Raw genomic sequence first — 24,653 nt, forward strand, 5'->3', positions numbered from 1 at the left:
TCACGGGTCAAAAATTTGTTAAAAAGCTATAGATGAAGGATTTAAAATACCTTTCGGCTCTCAGCATCCCTCTTTCCGCCATCATCGGTATTTCCATGGGGGGCTACTGGTCTTTCCTCACCCCGGTCTATGCCTTTGTCATCATTCCCATTCTCGAGGTCCTTCTTCCGGTAGACCCTGCCAATGATGACCCAGAGACCCGTGTTAGGAAGAGTAAGGACATGCTATTCGACTGGATGTTATATGCGAATCTCCCCATCGTTTACGGCCTGTTGATATTCTATCTAGTTTCCGTGACCTCCAACAACTATGCAATCTCAGAACTTATTGGACTAACACTTTCACTCGGCATCGTCCTGGGAACAAACGGTATCAATGTAGGGCATGAACTCGGGCATCGTCTGCAAACCAAAGAGCGATTTCTTGGAAAGCTCCTCCTGTTGCCCTCCCTCTATATGCATTTTTATATAGAACACAATTTCGGGCATCACGTTCATGCAGCAACCCCTGAGGATCCGGCCACAGCCCGCTATAACCAATCTGTCTACTCCTTCTGGATCACCTCGGTCAGCAGGCAGTTCATTAACGCCTGGAGGATACAAAGCGAATTACTCCAGAAACAAGGTCTGGATTTTTTCTCACTTCGAAACGACATGTTCTGGTACCAGGTCATACAGGCGACTTATCTCCTTTTGGTGTATATCTTCTTTGGGTGGATAGGCCTTGGCTTTGCCCTTGGCACAGCCGTAGTTGGTTTCCTCTTACTCGAAACCGTCAACTATATTGAGCATTACGGTCTGATCAGGAAAAGAAAACCATCCGGACGATACGAACGTGTGAGGGAGATACATTCCTGGAACAGCAACCACGTCCTGGGAAGAATCATTCTCTATGAGCTTACCAGGCATAGTGATCACCACTATCTTTCTTCCAAGAAATACCAGTTGCTCGACTGCCATGAGGAATCCCCTCAAATGCCTTTTGGTTATCCAACTTCCATGGTCCTTTCTTTTGTTCCCCCTCTTTGGTTTCGATTGATGAATCCGAGGATACCCGAGACGATGAAACCCGGATTCAACGGATCCCATGAGGAGGCAGCATTTAAATAGGCGTGTGCCCCTAATCGTTTTTGGGATTCGCCCTCTTCCCCCTATCTTTGAAGTCTAATATTTCTTTCATGAATGAGCCGGTACGTGTCCGATTTGCACCCAGCCCAACGGGTCCCTTGCATATAGGAGGGGTTCGCACAGCCCTGTATAACTTTCTTTTCGCCAAGAAAAATAAGGGAACTTTTATCCTCAGAATTGAGGACACGGACCAGAACCGCTATGTGGAAGGAGCCGAACAATACATCATCGATGCTCTGAACTGGTGCGGTATTCCCTATGACGAAGGTCCGGGGAAGGAAGGGGGCTTTGGACCCTACCGCCAAAGTGAACGAAAAGATCATTACAAGAAGTACGCGGAGGAACTCGTGCAAAAAGGGAAGGCGTATTACGCATTTGACACAGCCGAATCACTCGATATGCACCGGAAAGAACAGGAGGAAAAGGGTAAGACTTTTATTTATAACTGGCACAACCGGGAAAAATTGCAGAATTCACTGACCTTAACTCCAGAAGAGACCCGGTCCAGGATCGAGGCGGGAGAGGAACACGTGATACGTTTCAAAACACCGCACGAAGAGACCGTACATTTAATAGATGAAATTCGGGGCAGGATCAATGTCGAAGCCTCCCTGCTCGATGATAAAGTGCTTTTTAAGAGCGATGGCATGCCCACCTATCATTTGGCCAATGTAGTGGATGACCACCTTATGAAGATCACCCATGTGATTCGGGGGGAGGAGTGGCTTCCCTCTCTGGCCCTTCACAAGCAGTTATACGACGCCTTCGGGTGGAAACCTCCGGTATTTGCCCATCTGCCTCTGATCATGAAGCCCACAGGGAAAGGAAAATTGAGCAAAAGGGACGGTGAACAGATGGGATTTCCAGTCTTCCCTCTTTCCTGGGGTAATTCTGAAGGGTATCGCGAAGCCGGGTATTTTCCGGAAGCGGTCGTGAATTTCCTGGCCATGTTAGGATGGAACGCCGGAGATGACAAGGAGATCTATTCCCTGGAGGAACTCACAAATGCGTTCTCCCTGGAACGGGTCCACAATGCCGGGGCGCGATTTGATCCCGAGAAGACCCGGTGGTTCAATCACCATTACCTGCAGTTGAAACCGGATACAGAACTTGCCGAACTTTTCAGGCCCAAGCTCAAAGAACAAATGGGGCAGGCCGAGGAGCATTTTGGGTTGGACTATATCACACAGGTGGTCTCCCTTGTAAAAGAAAGAGCTGATTTTGTCAATGACCTCTGGGAATTGAGTTCCTATTTCTTCGAAGCCCCGGAGCAGTACGATGAAAAAGCCGTTAAAAAACAGTGGAAGGAACAGACCCCGGGGATTATGCAGCAATTGCTCGAAGTGCTGAACGGCATAGGATCCTTTGATTCAAGGAGTCTTGAAACCGCCGTAAAGGAATGGATAGAGCAAGAGGGGTTGTCTTTCGGCCTGGTAATGGCTCCGCTCCGACTTCTCATTGTAGGGGGATTGAAAGGACCACACCTCTTTGATATCATGGCTCTGATCGGCAGGGAAAAGAGCCTTCTCCGCATCCGCCAGGGAATGGAAAAACTTTCCTGAAGTATTTTTTCCTTCGGGCCTTCCTGACGCAGAATTTAGGAGTATCTTGTAACAAGAACTCAAAAACAACGACCAATCACCGTAATAATCATTAACTAAATCCTTTTATCCCATGGGTACTTTTATCCTTATTCCGATCTTATTTTTCGGACTCCTCATTCTCTTTATGTCATTCTTTGTCGTAAAGCAACAGACCGCCGTTATTATAGAACGGTTTGGACGGTTTCAAAGTGTCAGGAACTCGGGACTTCAGATGAAGATCCCCCTGGTCGATAGATTAGCGGGGCGGGTGAGTCTGAAAATCACTCAGCTCGATGTGATCGTGGAGACCAAGACCCTGGATGATGTCTTCGTGAAACTCAAGGTCTCCGTACAGTATGTCGTGATCAAAGACAAGGTCTATGAGGCCTTTTACAAACTGGAGTACCCACACGAACAGATCACCTCCTATGTATTTGATGTGGTGAGGGCAGAGGTCCCCAAGATGAAACTCGACGATGTCTTTGTAAAGAAAGATGATATCGCCATCGCCGTAAAGGCCGAACTTCAGGACGCTATGCTCGATTACGGGTATGACATCATAAAGACCCTTGTCACGGATATCGACCCAGATTCACAGGTTAAAGCCGCCATGAACAGGATCAACGCTTCGGAGAGGGAGAAGATAGCTGCCCAGTTCGAAGGGGATGCTGCCCGAATCCTTATCGTGGAGAAGGCCAAGGCGGAGGCGGAGAGCAAACGCTTACAGGGGCAGGGTATCGCCGACCAGAGGCGGGAGATCGCCCGCGGCCTCGAAGAATCCGTGGAAGTACTCAACAAGGTGGGCATCAATTCTCAGGAAGCTTCGGCCCTCATCGTGGTCACCCAGCACTATGACACCCTTCAGGCCATAGGAGAAGAGACGAATACCAATCTCATCCTCTTGCCGAATTCCCCCCAGGCGGGAAGTGATATGCTGAACAATATGGTCGCTTCATTCACCGCGAGTAATATGATAGGGGAGGCGATGAAAAAAGATCAGCCAAAACCCAAGAACCAGAAATAGGAACTTGACTTAAAATCAAAAACCCGGATCTATTGCAGATCCGGGTTTTTTCATTCTCCATATAGCCTAATCCTTCATCTGGTTATTTTCGAGGCTTTAAAGCGCGAATCGGCTATCTTCTCAACTCCGACACCCACCTAAAACTGATAATGCAATAAAACTGAGCTATCGCAGTCGTTTTTAATACATTATACTTATTGTTATATTGTTTTCAATAGATTATTCTTATTCCTGACTGTCGATCTTGGCCCAGCTGTCCTTTAGAGGAACGGTACGGTTAAAGACCAGTTTGTTTTCCGTCGAATCCCGGTCTACATTAAAATATCCAATCCTTTGGAATTGGTAGTGCTCCTCTTCCCGTGCGGTTTTAAGGCTAGGTTCCACATAAGCCGTGATCACCTTAAGGGATTCCGGATTCACAAAGTCGAGAAAATCCCTGTCCTTATGAGTGTCAGGAGATTCATCCGTGAACAGTCGGTCGTACAGCCTGACCTCCGCTTCCAACGCGTGGTCTGCAGAAACCCAATGCAGGGTACCCTTTACTTTCCTGAGGCTTTCCTCCGTTCCGCTGCCACTTTTACTTTTGGGGTCATGGGTGCATTGAATCTCGGTGATCCTGCCTTCCTCATCTTTTGTGCAGCTTTCTGCTTTTATGATATAACTGTTCTTGAGTCGGACTTCGCCTCCCAATTTCAGCCTGAAGAATTTGCGGTTCGCTTCTTCCCTGAAATCCTCCCTTTCTATGTAGATCTCCCTGCTAAAGGGCACTTCCCTGAATCCGGCGCTTTCGTCCTCAGGGTTATTTTCAGCTTTCAACCATTCGGTATTTTCTTTCGGATAGTTGGTGATCACCACCTTTACAGGGTCCAGTACGGCCATCACCCTCGGGGCTTTTTTATTGAGGTCTTCCCGAACGTGGAATTCGAGGAGGGAGACGTCCACGAGGTTTTCTCTCTTGGCGATCCCGATAGTATCGGCAAAATTTCGAATAGACTCAGGCGTATAGCCCCTCCTTCTCAAACCGGAGATAGTGGGCATCCTCGGATCGTCCCAACCTTTTACCACTTTTTGCTCGACCAATTGCAGGAGCTTTCGCTTGCTTACTACGGTGTGGCTTAAATTTCTTCTGGCGAATTCCCGCTGCTTCGGCCTGATCTTCTCCGGGTCGATCACCTGATCCAGGAACCAATCATAAAGTTCCCGGTGCGGAGCAAATTCAAGCGTACACAGGGAGTGGGAAATTTGTTCTATATAATCGCTCTCACCGTGCGTCCAGTCGTACATCGGATAAATACACCAATCGGTATTTGTGCGGTGATGAGCCTTGTGGAGGATACGGTACATGATGGGATCACGCATCAGCATATTGGGAGCAGTCATATCGATCTTAGCCCTGAGTACATGGCTGCCTTCGGGATACTTTCCTTCCTTCATCCCCTCGAACAGGGCGAGATTCTCCTCCGGGCTGCGATCCCTGTAAGGGCTATTGGTCCCCGGCTCGGTAGGCGTGCCTTTCTGGGCCGCCATTTCCTCCGAAGTCTGACTGTCTACATATGCCTTGCCCTCTCGAATCATTTCCACGGCCCAGTCGTACAATTGCTGGAAATAATCCGAGGCGTAACACTCACTGTCCCAGGCAAATCCAAGCCAGGCCACATCCCTTTTTATAGCATCGACATATTCCTTTTCCTCCTTCACCGGGTTGGTGTCGTCAAACCTGAGATTCACGGGGGCTGAATACCGCAGTCCAAGGCCAAAATTCAAACAAATTGAACTGGCGTGACCAATATGGAGATACCCATTGGGTTCCGGCGGGAACCGAAACCTGAGTGCCGATTTTGGAAAACCATTGGCGAGGTCTTCCTCGACAATATGCTCGATAAAATTCAAGGCTTTTTTCTCTTCGCTCATTCCCCTTGATTAGAAGCCGCAAAGTTAGTAAAAATGGGAGTATGAGGCCCATAAAAAAGCCTATCCATACAAATAGTCCCATTTCACAACATATTTAAACAGGCCTACAACATTAAATTCTCCCCGCGCCATTTATATGACATATTTGTTAATGAATACTATGGGATTCTGAAAACTGGTGGAAATGAAAAGCTTAACGCCAGCGTAGTCCCCCAAAACTACACCCGCTTATGAAAACAAAATTATTCTTCAGCTTACGGGTTTTGTTGTTGCCGGTTGTCCTACTTGCGATCGGTAATGTTCAGGCCCAGGTGCTCAACGCTCCTGTTGCGGCACCGAAACAGACCCCTCCTCCGGGTTCGACCCCCTGGAACAGGGCATGTGCCTCTGCTTCCTTCAACGATTACTGGGTCCGATTTACCTGGAACCCCCCTATGGTGAACACCGACAACGAATTTATCCTCGAGCTCTCTGATGCCGATGGAAATTTTGGCAGTCCTGTGGAGCTGGCACGTGACGGCAGCAAGAACCTTGTGTTCGACTTTTACATGCAATTCCAGGTTCCCACGGATACCAGAGGAGAAAACTACCGCCTGAGGGTGAGAAGTACGAGTCCGGCTGTTACCAGTCCGGCTTCCGCTCCCTACCCCATGTACTACATCAGTGTAAACAGTGGATTGACGATCAGGCCCCAGGGCCAGTCCGACTTTGGAGACGGTACCGCTCAGGTATGTGATGGAAATTCCATCACTCTTGAAGTTTACGGCCTTGCCAACGCGGATACCTATACTTACAACTGGTATCGTTCAGGAACGCTTCTAGCTGAAAAATCCGAATCCATAACGGTTACTTCCTCCGGAATGTACAACGTGGAGGTCGATTACGGAGCTTGCTCCGGATCGGGAAACACCTTGTCTAACCTTATTGACGTTACCTCGGGATCGAGTCTGGGGATCGCGATCAACCCTCCGGCCAAAACGGACCTTTGCTCGGGTGAGATTCAAAACCTGGAGGCCAATATCAACAACCCCAGCCTTACATACACCTGGTTTAAGAACGGAACGGTGATTCCATCGTCCAATAACTACATATATACTGTAGATGCCTCCAGCCCTGGATTTGAAGGGGACTATCAGGTAGAGATCTTCGGACCCGGCGCCTGTGTGGAAAGGTCGGCTGTGGTGACCATGACAAATGCAGGTGATTTTACCGTAAACAGGAACAATGCGGCCAATGTCGTATTGCTTCCGGGACAAAATACGACCCTGAGTGTGAGCACGGATGCCTCATCTCCTACCTATCAATGGTACAGGAACGGAAGTCCCGTAGCGGGAGCCACGACTTCCAGCCTGGTGGTGAGCGACACAGAAACAGGAACGTATTTTGCCAGGGTTACCCTCAGTGGGGGCGCCTGTGCTTCTACCTCCAAGGATTCCCAGACCACAGAGGTGGTCACACCTGATTCCTTCGAACTTATCGTGGATTATACCGCTCCGTATACTGCATGTGAGAATACGAGCATTGCCCTTGAGGTAGTTACCATCAACGCCCTGGATACCGGGGGAAATCCTACAGATGTCACTTCCTCAGTAATAAACAACTTTGCCTACCAGTGGAAACGAGACGGAGTTAATGTGGGTGGGGCAACCGGAAGCTCCCTGAGCCTTACGGACCCTTCCGAGAATGGTGCGTATACCCTAGACGGTACCCTGAGTTCTTATGCGAGTTCTTCGAATTCCCTTAGCGTTCAATTGTTGGTTAACGAAACGCTCACCATCTCCAGTACGGGAACAATGAGCTGCGGACCATCAGAACCTATCACTATCAGTACCGCGACCGACCTGACCGGAGAGACCTTTTCCTGGTTGAGAAACAACAGTGATACAGGTGTATCAACCCCTGATCTAACCGTAACAGAAGCAGGTACATACCAATTGGTATTAATGCGAAATGGCTGTCCTCTCCCTTCCAATGAGATCGTGATCTCTCCTCTGGATGAGAACCTGATCACTTTAGATCCGGGAGATATCGTGGTCTTCCCGGAGGGCGGATCAAGGACAGTAACGGCTTCAGGTGGAAGCAGTTACAGGTGGCTTGACAGCAATAATAATGAAATGAGCAATAGCAGTTCCATGACCTTTACACAAGAGGGATCCTTTGTCCTGATAGCATCGGTAGGGAATTGCCAGGTAATCCGAAATATCAGTGTCACCTACCTGGACACCTTTAAGGTGCCCAACGTGATCACCGTGAATGGAGATGGGGTCAATGACCAGTGGATCATCCCCAATTCCTATTCCAACAAATCCGATGTAAATGTGATCATTTACAATGAAAAGGGCGAAGAGGTCCTTAATGAATTCAGTTATCAAAACAACTGGCCTTCATCTTCCGTGAGTTTTCCAAGACAGAACATGGTGTTCTTCTACAAGATCAGGAACGGGGGAGAGGTCCTAAAACAAGGAACGATTACCGTTATACGCTAACCAAACCGATGAAACCAAGAATATCCCTTCTATTGTTATTATGTGCATTGAGCTTCCTGGGTGTTAAAGCCCAGGAAGACAATCCGTTTATAACGTATGATGTGCCTTCACAGAACCTGTTGAAGTTTAACAGGTTCCTCATCAACCCAACCTTTTCAACGGTGAGGGAAGACAAGTCGTACATCAACCTCCTGCACAGAAACCAATCGGTTACCTTCGACGACAATAACCAGACTTATTTCCTGAGTTATAGCGGACGGATGAATGACCGTACAGGGTTGGGGCTTAGCCTTTATACCCAGCGGGAAGGGATCATCAGCAACTACGGCGTTCTTGCCAATTACGCCTACGGTATCAAGCTCAATGACAAGAGCAATTTTACCTTTGGTGCGAACGTATCCTATTACAATAGTGGATTTGACAGAAACAGGGCTAATCCTGTAGAGGATGACCCGCTGCTGAACGGATTCCAGGAGGTGTCCCTCCTTTCATTCCAGCCAGGATTTAACCTTTCCTACGGGAAGTTCGACTTTGGACTCTTTGCAGAAAACCTCTTTGATTACAACCTGAAAACCCAGGAATCCGTTTCGGATTTCGCAGACAAGACCTTTTCGGGCCACCTGCAATATACCCATCAGTTTGAAAATACATCCGGCATCTTTGAGAATGCCCGCCTCATGCCATTAGCCCGGGCGAGAAAAGTAGGGCAAGACGACTTTGTCCTGGGCGGAAACCTCATCCTGGACATGCCCAAACTAGGTTGGGTACAGGGAGGATATGACAGTTTTTACGGAGCATCCGCCGGGGTTGGTTTCAACCTGAACAAAAGGCTTTCCATAGGCTATACCATGGAAAAAGGCCTGTCCAACAACTTTGATAATTTCGGACTCACCCATGAGATCTCCTTTGCTTATTCCTTTACCCCCAACCTTACTGAAGACAGGGTAATGCTGGAAGATTCCGAGGATGTTCTTGCGCAGAATGAGGATGACGAGGAGGCAGTACTCTCTGAGGACCTAACTGATAAGGACACCGAGATAAAGGAACTCAAAAGGAGGCTCGCTGAGAACGATGCCATCCTGGCCGAACTCATGTACCGACAGGACTCCCTGGAAAACAACAGGCAAAGAGACCTGGAAGACCGGTTTGAAAGGGTCATGAGGATGGTAAGGCGTGAGACTGCCGGCAACCGTCCTGATCTGGAAAAACGAGCAGAAGAGGTCTACTTCATCAACAATGACAAGCCGGCCCTCGCCCAAGAAAATACCGAAGATCAAAAAGAAGGACCGGAGAAAAATCTCCAGGAGGCAGAAGACACCCGCCCGATCATAGCCAAGACACAAGTAAGGGACGTGATCGAAAAGAAGAAAACCCCACCTGCAGTAACAGAAACACAGTCGCGTGATGCCGTAGCCCAGGTACAGGCTCCTCAGGAAAAGAAGAAGTCGGCCAACACCACACAGGCTACCGGAGTAAAAAGCAGAAAGTTCAGGGACCTGGAAGGCGTGGAAGACGGCTATTACGTGGTAGCGAATGTCTACAGGGATGAGCATTACCTCAACAAATTTGTGGATGCCATGACAGGGGAAGGTTTCCCTGCCAGTTATATCGACAACCCCAAGAACGGATTAAAATATGTATACCTGAAGAGATTCGACAGCTGGCAAGAGGCTGAACAGGCTTACCACAGCAAAATGGGAGGGAACTACAGTGGGGATCTCTGGGTAATGAATGTAGAAAATCGTTATCGAAACGATCGGTATATCGCAAATGCAGACAAGATCAAGGAAAGGTCTTCCAAGTTCGGTGCAGACGTGCTGAGAAAGAATGTGGTGGTGCAGGACAAAGTGGCCGGAAACCTGCCTGAGGAACAAAATCCCGGTATCCAAAACGGGCATACAGATTACTATATCATCGCCAATGTTTTTGCCAATCCGAACAATGCTGTAAAATTCGTAAGACTACTCAATTCAAAAGGGCTCAGCGCCAGTTATTTTATCAATCCGGAAAATAAATACCGCTACGTATATTTAAAAAAGCACAACTCCTGGAACAACGCCCTGATCTCTTACTACTCAAAACTCAACGACTCCTATAACGACAAGATGTGGATCATGCGAGTCACCCCAAATCTTATTGCCTAATGAGACTGAACTTTACTCGAAAAATATTGCTTGCTGGTATAACCCTTTTTACATTAATGGGTTATGCACAGGAATTTACGCCTTTTACTATTCGATATCAGAATAATATCAAGGGCGACCTGACCTTTATTGCCAACAATATCGTAAACCGAGATGGGGGCACCGGCAACACGGAACCCGAAGACCCCTACAATGCCACGGGGAATTCCTCTACCTACAACGATTGACTGAACATGCAATACATCGACGTTGACAGCGATCCCGCTACATTCAGTTCCAGTTCGGCCACTTTTACCTTCCCGGATGCCAGCTGTAACCTTATCCGATACGCCGGATTGTATTGGTCTGCTACCTATCCGAGCGAACAGGCAGGGCAGGCAGTGGGCACCAATCGGCAGAATGATTTTAACCAGGTAAGGTTCAGGGTACCTGGCGCAGGTTATGTAGATATTACCGCGGACCAGGTCATATACGATGGTTTTACAAGCGGAGACGCCTCCATGAGGCAGAACAGTCCGTATGCCTGTTATGCCGATGTTACGGCCCTGCTCACCGCATTACCAGATCCCACCGGGGATTACACCGTTGCAAATGTCCGCTCCGTAGTGGGCTCCCTGTCTCCCGGAGGAGGAGCTGCAGCGGGATGGACTTTGGTAATAGTCTATGAAAACCCAACGCTCACCGGAAAACTGATCACTACTTTTGACGGATTTGCCAGGGTGCGAAGTGCAAACCCTTCGGTAGATATCAATTATTCTGGCTTTAATACGATCCCTGTAGGTCCGGTACGAGCCAATATCGGCGCTGCTTCTTTAGAAGGGGACAACAGGATCACTGGTGACCGGATGCAGATCAGTTCGGCAATGGTTCCAGGATTTACAACCATTAGCAATGGTGTAAATCCGGCCAACAATTTCTTTAACAGCAATATTACCTTAAACGGGGCAATAACAACGAACAGAAATCCCAATAGCGTCAACACCCTGGGTTATGATACCGACATGTTCCTTTTGAACAACCCAGGGAACTCAGTCATACCTAACAATGAGACTGCAGCAACGCTGAGATTTACTTCCAACGGAGATCAATACTATCCCTTCTTCAACTCTTTTAATATTGAGATCATAGAGCCGAACATCGTGGTGGAAAAGAAGGTGGAGGATATTGCCGGAAATGATATAACAGGAATGGGTGTCAATCTTGGCCAGTACCTTGATTATGTCCTTTCCTTTGAAAATATAGGAAATGACGATGCCACCAATTACGTTCTGCGGGACATCCTTCCCGTGAACGTAACTATTGACCTTGCCAATCTTGTTCTCCCACCTGGGGTTACCTATGTATTCGATGCAGCCAGCAATGAGATCGCTTTTTATATCCCAGACAATATCGTAGAAGAAGGAGATCCCTCTCGGTCCATCCGGATGCGGGTTCGGGTGGCAGAAAACTGTTTTGACTTCGTGGACGCCTGTACCGACCAGATCCCCAACCAGGCCTATTCCACCTATCAGGGGGTGATCAACAACAACGTAATCACGGACGACCCCAGTGTTTCTGATTTTGACGCCTGTGGTTTTGTGACTCCTGGAGCGACGAACTTCCTTTTGGATGATCTTGAAAGCTGTGACTACAGCCGTACTGTGCAACTATGCGGAGACAATGTTCTGCTCGACGCAGGCGATAATTTTGATAGCTATGTCTGGTACCGGGATGAGAATCAGGACGGTGTGATAGACCCGGGAGATACGGTTATTGATGACGGAGACCCTGATGGAGATCCCAGTACGCAGCTCGTTACTGAGGTAGGAATGTACATCGTCGACAAGATCGTAGCCGATCCCTGCAAGGGGTTCCAGGAGATCATCACCGTAGAGAATTTCGGAACTACTCAAACCAATCCCATCATCGATCTGATCAACGACCCCACCAATACGGTGGAGGGAGAGGTGGTCACCTGTCCTAATGACGGAGAATTACTTCCAAAAATATTCCTGTGCGGTCTCAATGATACCGAACTGATCCAGATCAACATCCCGGATGCGACCAGTATACAATGGGAACAATTGGATACTGCCAGCTGTTCTTCAGCCGGGGCAGATTGTGCCAACAAGAATTCGGGTTGTACCTGGAACAATGTCGGCATTGGCAGCAATTTCCTCGCGGAGAACGCCGGGGAATACCGCCTTATCATCAATTATCAGAACGGGTGTTTTACCCGTTTCTACTTCAACATCTTTAAGAACCCGCTTGATCCACAATACAACAAAACCGATCTGATCTGTGCAAGTGACGGTAACATTACTGTTACCAATATGCCGGCCGGATATGAATACCAGTTGCTGGATGCCACGACTGGCAACATTCTGGTTCCTTTTAGTGCCAATAACGGACCTAGTTTTACGATCACCAGCAACGGGGCCTACAGCATTGAAATGAGGCAGGTCGGTGTGACAGACGGGTGTGTTTTCCGCCTGGAGAACATAGGGGTTCTCGACAGGGACATCCAGCTGGACATATCAACCAAGGATACGGATTGTAATGGTTTGGGTGAAATCTCCATTTCCGCTCTGAATGTTGAACCCCAATACTATTACGAAATTTCACAAGGTGGAACTACGATTGACACCCATGGTCCAACTAATGACAACAACTATACATTTCAAAATCTCAATGACGGGGTTTACGATGTGAGGGTTACTACCGATGACGGATGCGATATCACCCAGACAGTCACCATCAACGACGTAACTGATCTGGCTGTCAATGCCGTTACTACTAAACCCATAGATTGTACCGATGGAACCATTACGGTTACCGGTACAGGAGGATTTCCAAACCCGGAATATGTCTATGCGATTTGGAGCTATAACGGTGCAACCACATATACCGATATTTCCGATATCCCGCCTTCTGAATTCCAGGTTGAGAATGATTTTACATTTACCAATGGGGAAGAAGGAGACTACGTATTTGTGGTGGTTGATGGAAACAACTGCTGGGCCCTTTCAAATGTGGCAACGATCACCGTAGAACCAGCCGTGGACTACACGGTTAACCCTGTGGATGAGGCCTGTTTGGGTGCTGCAGACGGCTCTGTGTCTGTGACCATCAACAACAGCAATGGGTATACCGTTTCCTATACCTTGACCTATCCCGATACTTCTACAGTGTCTAATGGTTCGGGGACATTTACCGGACTTGGACAGGGGAATTATTCCCTCACCCTGACTCAGACCAATGGTTCTGACACCTGCGATTTTATAGAAACGTTTACTATAGGCGGACCTGTAGATAGTGTTACAGGAACGGCCGTTCTCACTCAGCCTTACACTTGCCTGCAGGACGCCATCATAGAGGCACAGGGTGTAACCGGAGGAAATCCCCCCTATGAATACAGTATCGACGGGGTGAACTTTGTATCCGGTCCTGGTTCGGAAACTTTTACAGGGCTGACTGACGGCACCTACAGCATCACCATACGGGATGCCAATGGATGTCTTTTTGTGACTAATAGCGTGGTAATTCCTCCTTTGAATATTCCTACGGACATTTCATTTACTGCTACAGCGCCTAATTGTCCGTCTCAGACCTCGGATGTTACTTTAAGTGTTACAGGAGGAACCACTCCGCTGACCTATGAGATCGTAGCCCCTTCCGCCGTAAATAATGGGAATAACAACGTATTTCCCGGACTCAGTCCAGACACTTATACCTTCAGGGTAACCGATGCGAACGGATGCTTTTACGAAGAAAATTACACTATCGCCCCCGTAGTCCCTATACAGGTGTCGGGGACCCTGGTGAGCAACGTATCCTGCTTTGGCGGTGCCGATGGAGAGGTGTCCTATTCTGTATCAGGATTTAGTTCCACCTATTCATACACCATTAACGGGGGAGCCGTCGTATCCGGACAGTCTGCCAACAACATCAGCCTCACCGGACTTGTTGCTGCAGACTACACCATTGTGGTCACAGATGAGGTCACGAACTGTACGGACACCGAAACCATTACGGTCAGCGAGCCCGCAACAGCCTTGAGCTTTACCTTCAATACGACTCCACTTACCTGTGCTTCCGACGCTTCGGTAACTATTTCAGCCAGTGGAGGATGGGGTGGTTATTCCTACCAATTAGAACAACCAGACACGACGATTTTAGGGCCCCAGGGAAGCAATTTCTTCTCCGGCCTGACCCAAACAGGAACGTATACGATCAGGGTTACGGATTCTGAGGGATGCGTGGTAGCAGACACTTTTGTGATCGCTGCACCCGGTATTCCGAGCCTTACGCTCGACCCGGCTACGGACCTTTGTTATGACCCTGCCACAGGGGTGACTTTGAATGCCAACGTTACCGGTGGAGTAGGCCCTTATTCCTACAGCCTGAACGGAGGTGCCAACCAGAGCTCCAATGTATTTGCCAATCTGAGTCCTGGGTCATACACTGTTGTGGTGACCGATTCATACGGTTGTACAGCTACCTCCAATACTGTTACTATCGAACCTCAGCTCACCCTTAGCGGTGTCCTTACCAAAGAATTAGATTGTACGGTATCTCCTGATGCCGTGATCGATGTCACCATTAATGGGGGCTATGCGCCTTTCAGCTACCAGGTAAATGGCGGTGGAAGTGTAGCCGTGGTGGGCAATAGCTTTACATTCACCACTCCAACCGATGGTTCTTTCACCTTCCTGGTGACGGACAGCGAGGGGTGTACCGCCCAGACCACTATCGTCGTGGACCCAATCACGAACCCGGTTGCAACTCATGCTGCTACGAATCCAACCTGTGACAGCAATGCAGATGGTTCCGTGGAGATCCTGATCGACCCCAATTTCGGAACTGCGCCTTATCAGGTCGATTTTAACGGGGCAGGGTTCTCGAACCAGACCGTGTACAGCAATCTGCCTGCCGGTACTTATAATTACGTTATCAGGGACAGCAAATCATGTCTATATAGCGGTTCTGTGACCCTTACAGCGCCGAATCCTATCTCGGCTGATGCAGTGATCATCCAGAGCTATACGTGCCTTCAGACAGGCTCTATTCAAGTCCAGAATGTGTCCGGCGGAACACCCGGCTACACCTACAGCATAGACGGAATTACCTTCCAGGCCGGGGATACATTTACCGGTCTTACAGATGGCACCTATACCATCACTGTAATGGACAGTAACGGTTGTACGTTTGTTACAGCCCCTGCCGTGATCCCGCCCCTGGATCCACCAACAGACATCTCTTTCTCGGCTACACCTCCGAACTGTCCTGCACAGACCTCGGATATCACACTCACCGTGACCGGGGGAGTAGGAGCGATTACCTATGAGATCATCGCCCCTGTTGCCGTGAATAATGGGAACAGCAACGTATTTACCGGACTTGCGCCCGACACCTATACTTTCAGGGTAACTGACAGCAACGGATGTAGCTATGACGAGAATTTCACCCTTAACCCTGTCACACAGGTGCAGGTTGCAGGGGTTCTGGTAAGCGACGTAAGTTGTGTGGGGGCAGCCGATGGTGCGATCGATTTTGCGGTCTCTGATTTTGCCACGACCTATTCCTATTCCGTCAATGGAGGGGCAGCCGTGACCGGTCAATCCGCTGCGACCATCAACCTTACCGGCCTGTTGGCTGGAAACTACACCATTGTAGTGACTGATGAAACCACTAACTGTACGGATACAGATACCATTACTGTGAGCGAGCCTGCCAATCCGCTCGCCTTTACCTTTGTGGTTACTCCGCTGACCTGTACCACAGATGCGAGTGTGACCATCACGGCCACAGACGGATGGGGCGGGTATACCTATGAGCTCGTCCAACCGGATACCAGTACCCTGGGACCACAGGCCCTTAACTCCTTCTACGGACTGAACCAACTGGGTACTTACACCATCAATGTCACCGATGCAGGTGGGTGTACCGTTTCAGATACATTTGATATCGTCACCCCAGCGAATCCCGTGGCCAGTATAGATCCTGCGTCCGACCTGTGTTATGCCTCCACAAGCCTGGCTACTGTGGTAGTAGGCGCAACAGGAGGTCTCGCCCCTTACTATTACAGTATTAACGGAGGTCCTACCCAGACTTCCAATACGTTCAATGACCTGATCCCCGGTAATTACACCTTTACTGTCCTGGATTCAAATGGATGTACAGATGATGTAACACTAACCATTGAGCCCGAACTCACGGCAAATGCCAATCTGACCAAGGACCTCGATTGTTCGGTATCGCCTGATGCTGTCATAGATGTCACCACAACAGGAGGGTACAGTCCTTATACCTATGAAATCAATGTAAACGGCGGAGGATATGTCGCTTATGGCGGCGGTTTCCCTTATACCACCTCCACACCAGGAACTTATCAGTTCAGGGTTACCGACAGCCAGGGATGTGTGGGTGAATCCAATGTGGTCACCGTGACCCCGGCCGTGAACCCATTTGCTACGGCCTCTGCCACAGATCCGACCTGTAATGGGGATACCAACGGGATCGTGGAGATCAACGTGGATCCGAATTTTGGAATTTCTCCCTACCTCATCAGCTTTGACGGTTCTCCTTTTACATCTCAAACCGTATACACAGGTATTGGCGCGGGGACGTACAGTTTTACGGTCCAGGATTCCAAGGGCTGTCTTTATACAGATACCGTAACCCTTAATGACCCGGCTCTCTTTGATGCTACGGTCACACCTATAGACGTGAGTTGCGGTGGCGTAGGAGTAGGAGATATTCCTGGTAGGATAGACATTACGATTACCAGTGGTGGAGTGCCAAACTTTACTTATACGCTTTACGACAACCTGAACAATATCGTACCCGTGACCGGGTCGAACCCCATAGTCAATACCTCGGCAACTTCTGTCTCCTTTGACGGGCTGGATTTTGGAGATTACTATGTGCGTATCATCGATGCAAACGGATGTGAATACTACGAAAACCCGGTGCGCGTCAGGGCCAATCCTTTCCTTACCCTGAATGCAGCGCCGGCCATCGTGGACTGCCCAACGGGAGGTACGGTGGAACTCTCGGCTGATGGAGGATCCGGTAGTTATACTTTCTCCATCTACGGTTCAGGAGTAGGCCCCACTACGGAGGTGCCTGGCCCAGGCCCTCTTGAAGAAACCGCCACCTTTACCGGGCTGAATGCCGGACAGACCTATATCTTCCAGGCCATCGATGATGGAACGATGTGTTCCAGCTATGTGGAAGTGACCATTCCGACCCTCTCGTCCATCGATGTGGTGGCAGATCCTGTGGTGACCGACGTGACCTGTTTCGGGGATACCAACGGAAGTATTTCCTTCCAGATCGAAGGGTATGACGGAACCGTGACCGATATCAATTACAGTGTGCTGGAATCTCTCACCAATAATCCTTTGGGAGCCCCTTATAGTGGCACAGTAACAGGTCCGGCCGGACCCGGCCCTACCCCTGTGGTCAATATCACCAACATCCCTCCGGGAGATTACGTGCTCTTCTTTGAGGAAGCTACTTCTCCTTTCTGTTCCAATACCTATGCATTCAGGATCCTGGAGCCAAGCCCTATCATCCTGAATCTCGTAGATAACAACAACGCGAACTGTAACGAGGATGCCCAGGTAACCGTAATAGCCAATGGAGGTTCCGGAAGCTTGACCTATGCCTTTGTACAGGACGGTGTGGCCCCGAATCCGGGCGACTTCACCGCGAGCAACTACGCCGAACTGGATCCTGCCGTAAATACCGACTGGGATGTGTACGCCATGGACGCCAACGGTTGTATGTCTCCTGTTCTGGACGTGGTGATCGCTGCAGATCCTCAGCCTGTGATCTCTGCGGTTGTACTCAATCAGTGTGCGGCCTCCGAAGGAGCTTTTGAGGTCAGGATAACATTGGATAATGCCGGAATTGGTCCATACGCCATCAGTGTGAACGGGGGCGCCTTTCAGAGCACCACCCTGGTCAATGCCGGAGATATATTCGACTATACTGGTTTGACCTCAGGCAGCTACACGTATACTGTCAGAGATTCCAACGGATGTGAGTTTTCGGATTCAGTTACAATCTATCCGCCTTCATCCCTTACAGCGGAGGCTCTGGTTCAACCTACCTGTGCCGCCAATGACGGCCAATTACTCTTAACCCCATATGGAGGCTCCGGAGTATATACCTATGAGCTCTTCCTCGGCGCCCTGAGTGTTGCGGGGCCTCAGGTATCTCCTCTGTTCACAGGGCTTGCTCCCGGCGTGTATACTGCTTATGTATATGACAGCCTCGTCTTGGGGTGCGGTGCATCTGTAAGTCTTGAACTTACTATACCCACCCTGGTGTCCTTTACCATTACACAGACTGATGTAAGCTGTTCTGGCGGCAGTGACGGTACGGTAACGGCCGTCCTTGATCCGGGAATGAATAACCCGCCTTACGAATACGAACTGTATGACGGTACAGGATTGATCCTTCTATCCGGACCTCAGGCCTCTCCCACCTTCACCGGTCTTGCCGCAGGCAACTACGAGATCCTTACACGTTCCTCCAGGCTCTGTGAGGACAGGATACCCTTTACGATCACAGAACCCGCCCCTGTTGACGTGGTGGCTACAATAACCGACTTTGCCTGTGATGCAGGAAATGCACCAACCCAGGCCGTGATCACGGCTGTTGGGTCTGATGGTACAGCACCATATATGTACAGCATAGATGGGGTAAATTTCTTCAGCTCAAACACTTTTAATGTCAATGATACCGGAGCCGTTCAAAATATAACCGTGACCATACGTGATGCGAATGGATGCACGGATACAGACATCGTGACCATCAATCCATTGCCAGTGATCACTGATGTTAGCCTGGCACAGATCGTTGCCATCACATGCAGTAACGATGAGACTGTAAGGCTGACCGTTACAGGAGGATCAGGCGATTTTGATTTCGACCTGCTGCCTTTGGGTAGCCAACCTACACAATCACCTGGTGCAGGAATATTTACAGCTGATTTCGACCTGTCTGCTCCCGGGGACTACACGTTCAGGGTAACAGACAACGTAACGGGTTGCTGGTTCACCACCGTACCTTACAACATTCCGCCATATGACCTTATCGAGGTGATTGCCACAGCGGTTACGCCTGTAACCTGCTTCGGAGACGCTGATGGCGAGATGTCCATACAGGTAAACAATTACCTCGGCAATTATACCTACCAGGTGTTTGACAGTGCCGGGGCTCCGGTAACGGGAGTAGTACCAACAGACACTTCTGTCAATCCAAGGACCATTTCAGGTCTGCCTGCAGGGAATTTCTACGTGGAGGTGATCGCAACCGATACACCTTACTGCGATGATCTCTCAAATACCGTGACCATTGGTGCTCCTGCGGCCCCGGTAGCCCTTGTAGTAACAAGCAATATCAATGCGAATTGTAATATCGGAGCACAGGTAAGCGTGCAGGCTTCAGGAGGAACTCCTGCCTATCAATATGCCTTTATGCCTACCGGAAACGTCCCCGCGCCGGGTGATTATTCAGCCAGTGCAAGTGCCATCCTGAATCCGGCTACCTATCCGGCAGACTACGATATCTATGTACAGGATGCGAATGGATGTTTCACTTTCATCACAGTGACAGTAAACGAGGATCCGTTGCCTACAGTGACCGCACCGGCTTTCGCTACAGATCAGTGTACTTCCGATGGAACCACCTACAGCTTTACCGTTGTGGGTACGGGAGTAACACCGCTTCAGTACAGCGTGGGCGCAGGGTACCAGTCGAGCCCCACCTTGACGGTATCCGCCCCAGGCACTTATACCGTGACTGTCAGGGATGCCAACGGATGTTTGGATACGGATATCATTACCATCCTGCCTCCGCTCAGCCTCACCCCTGAAGTGGTGGTACAGCCATCCTGCGCCCTGAATGACGGGGAGATCAGGATCACGGCAAGTGGTGGTTCTGGAAGCTACGAGTACGACCTTCTGGACGGAGGTGGAGTAAGTGTGATCGGTGGAGTGCCCCAGGCATCCAACACCTTTACAGGCCTTGCCCCCGGCAATTACACGGCTGTGGTATACGATATTTCAGGTTCAGGCTGTGATGCTCAGGCGCCTATTGCCCTTGAAACCCCAACCCCGGTGACATTTACCTACAACCTGGAAGATGTCTCCTGTGCGGGGGGAAGTGATGGCTTTATTCAGGTGGTTCTGGATCCGTCTAATGACAATCCGCCCTATACCTATACCCTGGACGATGGAGTGAATCCACCTGTTGTTCAGACCAGTCCGCTGTTCAATAATCTGGCTGCAGGATCCTATGACATCACGGTCACATCAGACCGCAATTGTGTCCATACAGAGACGGTGATCATCAATGAGCCCCTGCCTTTGACATTGACCGCTTCGGCTACGACCTTTGCCTGTAATCCGGATAATTCGGTAGCCCGGGCCGTTATCACGGCAGTGGCTACAGACGGAACAGCTCCTTATTCTTACAGCATTGACGGGGTGAACTTCTTTAGCAACAACACCTTTAATATCAACGATACCGGTGTGGTACAGAATATCACTGTCACCGTAAGGGATAACAACGGCTGCATCGCCACAGACCTGGTCACCATCGATCCGCTGAATGTCTTTACGGCCAGCGTCAGCCAGGTTACAGCTATTTCCTGTGTGGATCCGGAACAGGTGCTGATCACCATCACCGATGACGGTAATCCTGCCAATACCTATACCGTGGAGGCTCTTCCTGTGGGTAATCCTAATGCAACCCTCACAGCGACCCCTACGAGTACCACGGCCGAATTCGACCTCAGTGTGGTAGGAAGTTATGTATTCAGGATCACCGACAATACCACGGGATGTTATTTCACAACCGCTCCTTATGAGATCCTGCCTTATGACACCATCGATGTGGTTGCAACTGCAACTACTCCAGTGGTGTGCTACGGGGATTCGAACGGTGCAGCGGAGATCAATATCACCGGATTTACCGGAACCTATGACTATGAAGTCTTCACTTCAGCAGGAGTATCCACAGGTATTGTGGGATCAGCTGATACGAGCACAAATCCATTGTCCGTCAATGGATTGCCCGCTGGAAATTACTTTATCAGGGTGACCGAGACGGCCTATCCCTTCTGTGCTGAAGACAGCAACATCATTACCATTGTCTCTCCAAGCTCGCCTCTGGCAGCCATTGTGAATGAGATTGCGAACGTGACCTGTACGAATGACCAGGGAGAGATCCTGGTGGATCCTTCCGGTGGGTACGCACCCTATGACATCGTGCTGACCAATACCACCACAGGGCAGGTGTACACCGCAAACGGAGTGAACAGCCGGATCTTTACAGGTCTGTCTGCTGGTAATTTTACCGTGGATATAACCGATGCGGGAGGATGTGTTCTCAACGACGCCATCACTTTAACACAGCCAGCACCTATTTCTGCGGATATCACTGCAACCCCAACCACTTTGGTGTGTTATGGGGATACCAATGCCACCGTGACGGCTATCAACGTGATGGGGGGACAGGGTGTTTACCAATACCAGTTGAATTATTACGACCCCACAGGGACCGTGATCGATTTTACCAGTGGAGGACAGACAAGCCCAGTATTTAACAACCTCGGCGCTGGTATTTACAGCATTACTGTTTCCGATGGGTGGGATTGTGACGTGGAGACCGTCCAGGTTATCATCAGTGAACCTTCGGATGTGGAGAGTTCTCTGATCCAGGCATCTGCAATGACCTGTACTAATGATGCACAAATCATCCTGACCGCCACAGGGGGAACCGGGCCTTATGAATACAGCACGGATAACGTGGTCTTCTCACCTATGTCTGGTGGCAATACCCACACCTTTACCGTGACTCCAGGTGCCTACCAGTACTATGTCAGAGATTCTTTTGGATGTGAGGCCAATATCAGCAACCAGGTGACAGTTGACCCTGTGCCGCCCCTGATGATCAACCTCGACCTCAGTGCCGCCGTGATCAATTGTACGGGTGAGGCCACCGCTACCATCATTGCGGATGCCACAGGCGGACTCGGAAATTACAATTACGAACTCTATTCCGATGCTGCCCTGACCAACTTGCTGACTGGTCCGCAGGCAGACGGGGAATTCAATACCCTGCTCGCCGGCAGTTATTATATCCGTGTGACCAGCGGGGATTGTGTGGAGGTAACTTCAGAGATCCTGATCACAGATCCGATGCCGCTTCAGATAGACCGGCAGGAATTCACCAATGTTACCTGTGCCGGGGAGGCAGATGGTACCATTACGGTAGAAGTTTCAGGAGGTACCGGCAATATTTTATACGCCATCTCTCCCAACCTGAACCAGTTCGATACGGTAAATTACTTTGACCGACTGGCCCCAGGGGTGTACGACGTGATCGCCCAGGATGTGAACGGGTGTTTTATCACCTTCCAGTTCACCATAACCCAGCCTTCGCCTGTTACGGCAACCTTTGTGGCCGAGCCTGAGATATGTGCCGGTAGCGAGGATGGAACGATTACCGTCAGTGTTTCCGGAGGAACGGCCCCATACAGGACTGCGCTGAACACTACGGTTGATTCAGCCTTTGTACAGGACCAGTTCTTCTATTCAGACCTGGCCGCAGGAACCTATGTGGTCTTTATTCGGGATGCGAATGATTGTGAAACCAACGTTATCGTTGAGATCGAACCCGGAGTGAACTTAAATGGGGTGGTGGTACCTGTGTATGAATGTACCGGAAATATCCCTGGTAATTATATCAACATTACCATGGACGACCCATCGGTGCTCGGTTCCATTATGTACGCCCTGGATTCAACGGATCCTGCAGACATGCAGCTGAACCCTGATTTTACCAACATCGCTCCCGGGCCTCATTATGTTGCAATCTCGCATGCGAATGGCTGTGTCCTGACGCTTGATTTTGAGATCGAAGACTACCAGCCGCTCACCCTGACGCTGGAACAGAACAACATCAATGAGATCACAGCGATAGCCGCAGGCGGATTGCCCCCTTACACCTTCTATTTCAATGATGATGACAATGGTTCTGACAACACGTATTACATCACAGAGACTGCAACGCACACCGTGCGAGTGGTAGACAGCCTGGGATGTGAGATGGAGGCCCAGATCTTTATGGAATTCATCGATATAGAGATCCCAAATTTCTTCACTCCGGACGGAGATGGGATGAACGATCTCTGGATCCCGAGGAATATGGAGGGCTTCCCTGAAATACTAATAAAAATATTTGACCGTTATGGTAGGGAGATCGGTGTAATGTCCATAGACCACACAGGTTGGGACGGGACGTACAAAGGATCTGAATTGCCTACCGGGGATTACTGGTACATCGTGAAACTCAATGGAGAACGGGATGACAGGGAATTCGTGGGTCACTTTACATTATACCGATAAGCCGATTTAACCGACAGTGTGCTATGCGTAAGTCAATCATATTAGGAATTTTTTCACTGAGCGTGATGTTCGCCAGGGGACAGGAGCTTACCCTGCCGCAGCTGTCCCAGTACCTGGCAGACAATCCTTTTGTGATGTCCCCCACCTACGCCGGTATCGGAGATCACATCAAGGTGCGAATCAACGGGCTCACCCAGTGGGTAGGGATCAAGGATGCCCCGGACACCCAGTCCCTGGCAGCAGATGCCCGCATCGGTAATAAATCGGGGCTCGGGATGCTTCTCTATAACGACAGCAATGGGGAGACCAAACAAAGGGGGGCGCGCCTTTCCTTTGCTCACCACCTGACCTTAGACCGTTATGATGACGAATTCCTCTCCTTTGGGATATCTTATAACTTCAACCAGTTCCGCATTGACATAGAGAACTTTGACAGTCCGGATCCCACGGTCACGGACGATCGGGCAACCACCAACCACAACTTTGACGTGGGGGTGCTCTATCGCAAGGACAAATTCTATTTCAGTGTGAACGCCTCTAACCTTCTGGACAAGGACCTGACCCGTTTTAATCCGGTCTTTGAACCAAACAGGCTAAGAAATTATTACGTATACACAGGATATCGTTACACCAAAAACAAGAACAGTCGGCTGGAGATAGAACCCTCTGTCTTCTTTCAATTGTTCGAGAGCGATGGGCGTTCGGTAACCGACCTCAATGTGAAATTCAGGTGGTACGATTTTGAGGACTATTACTATGCAGGAGTCACCTACAGGTTCCTGAATGACCAGGTGGGGAATCCCTTGTATATCGCCCCTATTATGGGTCTGAAGAAAAGCAATTTCTATTTCGGGTATTCCTACCAGATCATCCTGAACGAGATCCTTGGCTTCAGCACGGGAACGCATGTCGTTACCCTGGGTGTAGACCTCTTCCAGGGGCTTAGCAATTGCCGCTGTACCTATTAATTTT

Annotated in this window: 9 protein-coding genes; 8 read left to right on the forward strand and 1 reads right to left on the reverse strand. The window is 49.6% G+C overall.

From position 1 onward, the window contains the following. Nucleotides 1-32 precede the first annotated feature (32 nt). From GWK09_RS05345 to GWK09_RS05355, 3 genes are all read left to right on the forward strand, one after another. The gene (locus GWK09_RS05345) at nt 33-1,109 is read left to right on the forward strand and encodes an alkane 1-monooxygenase (RefSeq protein WP_163691957.1); all 1,077 of its coding nucleotides are present in this window, start codon (nt 33-35) and stop codon (nt 1,107-1,109) included. Nucleotides 1,110-1,177: 68 nt separating this feature from the next. Further along, nucleotides 1,178-2,689 carry a glutamate--tRNA ligase gene (gene gltX, locus GWK09_RS05350; RefSeq protein ID WP_163691958.1) on the forward strand — a complete coding sequence of 504 codons (1,512 nt, stop codon included), beginning with the start codon at nt 1,178-1,180 and terminating at the stop codon, nt 2,687-2,689. A gap of 112 nt (nt 2,690-2,801) precedes the next feature. Then, on the forward strand, nt 2,802-3,734 hold the full coding sequence (locus GWK09_RS05355) for an SPFH domain-containing protein (protein WP_163691959.1): 933 nt from the start codon (nt 2,802-2,804) through the stop codon (nt 3,732-3,734). Between the two features lie 225 nt (nt 3,735-3,959). On the opposite strand, the gene GWK09_RS05360 is transcribed toward GWK09_RS05355, so the two are convergent. Continuing rightward, nucleotides 3,960-5,645, reverse strand: coding sequence for a glutamine--tRNA ligase/YqeY domain fusion protein (locus GWK09_RS05360; RefSeq protein ID WP_163691960.1), 1,686 nt, complete (start codon nt 5,643-5,645; stop codon nt 3,960-3,962). Between the two features lie 230 nt (nt 5,646-5,875). Between GWK09_RS05360 and GWK09_RS05365 the strand changes: the two genes are divergently transcribed. Genes GWK09_RS05365 through GWK09_RS05385 form a run of 5 tightly spaced genes read left to right on the forward strand, consistent with a single transcriptional unit; the run spans nt 5,876 to nt 24,649 of the window. Beyond that, nucleotides 5,876-8,131, forward strand: a complete 2,256-nt coding sequence (locus GWK09_RS05365) for a T9SS type B sorting domain-containing protein (protein ID WP_163691961.1) — start codon at nt 5,876-5,878, stop codon at nt 8,129-8,131. An 8-nt stretch (nt 8,132-8,139) separates the two neighbouring features. Beyond that, nucleotides 8,140-10,275, forward strand: a complete 2,136-nt coding sequence (locus tag GWK09_RS05370) for a PorP/SprF family type IX secretion system membrane protein (protein ID WP_163691962.1) — start codon at nt 8,140-8,142, stop codon at nt 10,273-10,275. Next, complete coding sequence (locus GWK09_RS05375) at nt 10,275-10,502, forward strand: hypothetical protein (protein ID WP_163691963.1); 228 nt, start codon at nt 10,275-10,277, stop codon at nt 10,500-10,502. Before GWK09_RS05370 ends, GWK09_RS05375 begins: the two co-directional genes overlap by 1 nt. A 6-nt stretch (nt 10,503-10,508) precedes the next feature. Next, entirely contained in the window at nt 10,509-23,681 is a 13,173-nt protein-coding gene (locus GWK09_RS05380; protein ID WP_163691964.1) for a T9SS type B sorting domain-containing protein, read from the forward strand. A 23-nt stretch (nt 23,682-23,704) separates the two neighbouring features. Further along, nucleotides 23,705-24,649 carry a PorP/SprF family type IX secretion system membrane protein gene (locus tag GWK09_RS05385; RefSeq protein ID WP_163691965.1) on the forward strand — a complete coding sequence of 315 codons (945 nt, stop codon included), beginning with the start codon at nt 23,705-23,707 and terminating at the stop codon, nt 24,647-24,649. The last annotated feature ends 4 nt before the right edge of the window (nt 24,650-24,653 follow it).

The sequence above is a fragment of the Muriicola jejuensis genome (assembly GCF_010671595.1).
GTDB lineage: Bacteria > Bacteroidota > Bacteroidia > Flavobacteriales > Flavobacteriaceae > Muriicola > Muriicola jejuensis.